Raw genomic sequence first — 3516 nt, 5'->3', positions numbered from 1 at the left:
ATAAGCTATTGCTGCAATACTGCACGGCGTGCGGCACGCATCAATTCTACCCGCGCGTTATCTGCGCGAACTGCATGTCCGAACAGCTTGAATGGCGTGAAGCCAGTGGGCGCGGCACTGTGGAAACCTATACTATCGTCACGCGCGCCGTATCAGATGCTTATGCGGCCGATGTCCCCTATGTCATCGCCCTAATCACTCTTGAGGAGGGACCGCGCATGATGAGCAATGTCATCGGCTGCGACGTTGAAATCGTCAAATGCGGTCTCGCCGTCGAAGTCATTTTCGAGCAGTGGTCGGCTGAAATCACTATGCCCAAATTCCGGCCTGCCACAGGTCAGCTAGCAAGTTAGGCCTGGATCCAGGGCCTAAATACCGGCCTAATAAACCAACCTAGTTCGCCGCGCGGTCACATCGTGTTAGCAAGTCGGTCCGCGTCGGTAAATGCCTGTGCCATGGCTGCAGCAACAACATCGTCAGGCCCGAAGGTGCCCGCCACGCGAACTGCGCCGATGTCAGTCACGCCGATGAACCCGAGCCATGCCTTCAAATATGCGAGCTGGAAATCTAGCCCGTCGATTTCGGGCAGGCTGCCAAAGGGCATTGCGCTGGCAGCAACGATTATCGCACGCCTCCCCTGGGCCAACCCCTCGACATTGCCATCGCTATCGTTGCGGAATGTCAGGCCCGGCTGGGTCAAGATATCAATATATTGTTTCAGCCGATACGGGATGCCGAAATTCCACATTGGCGTGGCTATCAAATAGCTATCAAATGACAGGAATTGATCAGTCCATTTCTTCAGATCCCGCCATGCGTCTGCCTGCTCGGGATCAACCGCGTTGCCGGCGAGCAAATGATAGCGACCAGCAACTGCATCTTGATCAAACGCGGGTAAATCTATGTCGAACACGTCAAGACGCTCGACTGATAACTCTGGATATCGCTCTTTAAGGCGTGTCAGCAAACGATCGGCAACCATGGCCGATCGCGACCGTTCCTTGCGTGGACTGCCCCCGATATAAAGCAGCCTATTCATTCAACGTCCATGCCGATGTAGATGACACCGTCGATTATTTCGACGTCCCATACATTTATCGGCAATTTGGTTAATGTCCCCATGGCAGAACCATCCCGCAAGTCGAAGCGCACACCGTGCGCCGGACAGAAGATATGAAACCCCTTCAATTTGCCGCCTTCGAGGGCCTGCAAGGCATGGCTACACCTGTTCTCAATCGCGAACACGCCTGCGGCGGTGCGGGCGACAAGCACAGACTTTCCATGCAGGGCAAACGTACGGGTACCATTTTCGGGAATATCGGTCAGCGGCGCGACGGCAATTTTCACGGTTTCAGCATCCTTGATCAACGGTGTGTCCTATCGGTCGAAAACTCATGAAAATCCCTTCAGAAAATCCGTACCCTTCGCCCTCCGAAGATGCCTGAAGTACCTTCAAAAAGCAAACATGATTGTCGTTTCAGGTTAGCGCTCTATACGAGAATCCAGCACTTTATAAAGGTCATGGGCTATGGATGCGAAGACGACGCGGCGGATCAAAGACAACATCGCATTCGAAGCCGCGCGTACTAAGCCGCCGGCGGGATTTCCGCGGCTGCCCGACATAGCAGCGGCCCGCTACATCGATCCGCAATTTCTTGAACTGGAAAAACAGGGTCTTTGGAAGCGCAGCTGGCTTTATGCCGGCCACACTAGCCAAGTCGCCGAACCGGGCAGCTGGCTCCTAACGCGCAATACGGGGACGCCCATTCTGATCGTGCGTGATCTGCAAGGTGAATTGCGCGCCTTCTACAACACTTGCCGCCATCGCGGTGGCCCACTTGTCACGGAAGAGGCCGGTCAGAGCCGGGGTTTTGTATGCGGCTATCACGGCTGGAGCTATACGCTCGATGGTCAGTTGAAATCCGTACGCGACAAGCGCGATTTCGTCGATCTCGACTTTGCCTGTCGGTCGCTGCTGCCCGTCCGCTGTGAAACGCTTGGAGGCTGGATTTTTATCAACGAGGACCCTGATGCGCTAGGGTTGCTCGAAAGCTTGGGACCTTTGGAAAGCGAACTTCGGCAATTCGATCTCGACAATCTCATGCTCGTCCATTCGCGCAGCTATGACGTACCATGCAACGTGAAAGTTCTGCTCGATGTATTTTTGGAAGTGTATCATCTAAAATCGATCCATCAGGACACGGCCGATCGGTTCCTCGATCACCGCGGTATGACCGCTACTCTTTGGCCGCATGGCCATTCACGGATGGTCACGCCCAATCGTCGGCCCGATTGGATCGATCCCGGCACACGGGGAATGCCGGAAATCCAAAGCGTCACCGAGATACCCCGCATAAACAATGTCAGTTACAACATCTTTCCCAACATCGTGATGCCCCCAACGGCAACGGGTATACCCATGCTTGTTTTCTGGCCGCAATCAGCGAACACGATGCGGATTGAATGCCATTGGTTTGGCCCCAAGCTTCCAGCAGAAAATCTCAGCCCGCTTTGGGACACGCGGATCAAAAATTTTGAAACGATCCTGCTCGAAGATCTTAGGTTTGCGGGGAAAATTCAAGAATCAGTCGAAGGTCCTGGGTTCATAGGCATCCCCCTCAACTATCAGGAACGCCGAATCTATCATTGGCACGAGGAAGCAGATCGCCGGATAGGGCCCGAGCGCGTGCCGGCTCACATGCGCGTCGAACCGATGCTTGGCGACTGGATTGAAGATCTTTGACCTAAATATCGCCTGGCGCGGCTGTGATTATTTTCCGCCAGGTGTGAAGATCATCAGCAGATTACCGGGCATATGGTTATAAAGACCATAGCCCGAGTTAACGACGACATGGCCATTGGCCACTGCCGCACCCGGGCCACTCATGCCTCCGCCCCTCGATGTCGAACCTGAAATCGTCTTTACGGGCAATGTTGTGTCCACAGTCCATATCGGTTTGCCAGTACGGCTGTCATAGGCCCTAAAGCGACCATCAAGATGCCCCGCGAAAACAAATCCTGTTAGAGCCGTAACTGCCGAGGAAATGCCAGGATCACAGTTTGCTCTCTTGCCGCAAACGTTATCTGCTAATGACTTCCAGAACACTCGGCCAGTTGCGCCATCGATGGCGTGAAGACCAGCTCCGCGCAACTTTGCATTGTAAACGCGGCCGTCGTTCGTATCTTCCATGTCGTTGATTGGAACGTACACAAGACGCCCTTGCGCTGCCATCCCAAAATGGACGCCGCCCTGCGTTCCCCCATGCCCAAGGGTCGTTTTCCAGACAGGCTTCCCGGTGTCCGGGTCAAGGCCGAACACATCTGCCGATTTCTGTCCTGCGACGATCATAGTTTTTCCGCCACCAATGGGCACAAGAAGAACTGAAGCTGCCACATCAAGATCAGGGCCGTTTTCCTTAGGGCAATTGTCATTGCCTATCATGCAACCAACATTCCAGGCATCGCCCTTGGTCAGCTGCGACTTCCAAATTCGCTTGCCCGTTTTTGCATTTACCG

General features: G+C 54.3%; 5 protein-coding genes. 2 read left to right on the top strand and 3 right to left on the bottom strand.

Annotation, left to right across the window (positions count from 1 at the left end):
• Positions 1-353 (top strand): Zn-ribbon domain-containing OB-fold protein (locus ACIQ2T_RS12575; protein ID WP_397591106.1); only part of this gene is annotated, 353 nt, incomplete at its 5' end.
• A gap of 56 nt (positions 354-409) precedes the next feature.
• On the opposite strand, the gene ACIQ2T_RS12570 is transcribed toward ACIQ2T_RS12575, so the two are convergent.
• Positions 410-1039: an FMN-dependent NADH-azoreductase gene (locus ACIQ2T_RS12570; protein WP_397591105.1), complete on the bottom strand. Its 630-nt coding sequence runs from the start codon at positions 1037-1039 to the stop codon at positions 410-412.
• Entirely contained in the window at positions 1036-1368 is a 333-nt protein-coding gene (locus ACIQ2T_RS12565; RefSeq protein WP_397591104.1) for a Rieske (2Fe-2S) protein, read from the bottom strand. Before ACIQ2T_RS12565 ends, ACIQ2T_RS12570 begins: the two co-directional genes overlap by 4 nt.
• Before the next feature lie 160 nt (positions 1369-1528).
• Here ACIQ2T_RS12565 and ACIQ2T_RS12560 point away from each other — a divergent pair, with 160 nt between their 5' ends.
• Entirely contained in the window at positions 1529-2743 is a 1215-nt protein-coding gene (locus ACIQ2T_RS12560) for an aromatic ring-hydroxylating dioxygenase subunit alpha (RefSeq protein ID WP_397591103.1), read from the top strand.
• Between the two features lie 27 nt (positions 2744-2770).
• On the opposite strand, the gene ACIQ2T_RS12555 is transcribed toward ACIQ2T_RS12560, so the two are convergent.
• A partial coding sequence (locus ACIQ2T_RS12555; protein ID WP_397591102.1) for a PQQ-binding-like beta-propeller repeat protein occupies positions 2771-3516 on the bottom strand: 746 nt, incomplete at its 5' end.

The sequence above is a fragment of the Sphingorhabdus sp. genome, from assembly GCF_044357595.1.
Classification (GTDB): domain Bacteria; phylum Pseudomonadota; class Alphaproteobacteria; order Sphingomonadales; family Sphingomonadaceae; genus Sphingorhabdus_B.
The sequence above is the reverse complement of the archived record's forward strand: the minus strand, read 5'-3'. Positions and strand labels throughout refer to the sequence as shown.

What these genes read in the sequence shown, in the direction of transcription:
- ACIQ2T_RS12560 (WP_397591103.1), top strand. Translation starts at nt 1,529, where the DNA reads ATGGATGCGAAGACGACGCGGCGGATCAAAGACAACATCGCATTCGAA.
- ACIQ2T_RS12570 (WP_397591105.1), bottom strand. Translation starts at nt 1,039, where the DNA reads ATGAATAGGCTGCTTTATATCGGGGGCAGTCCACGCAAGGAACGGTCG.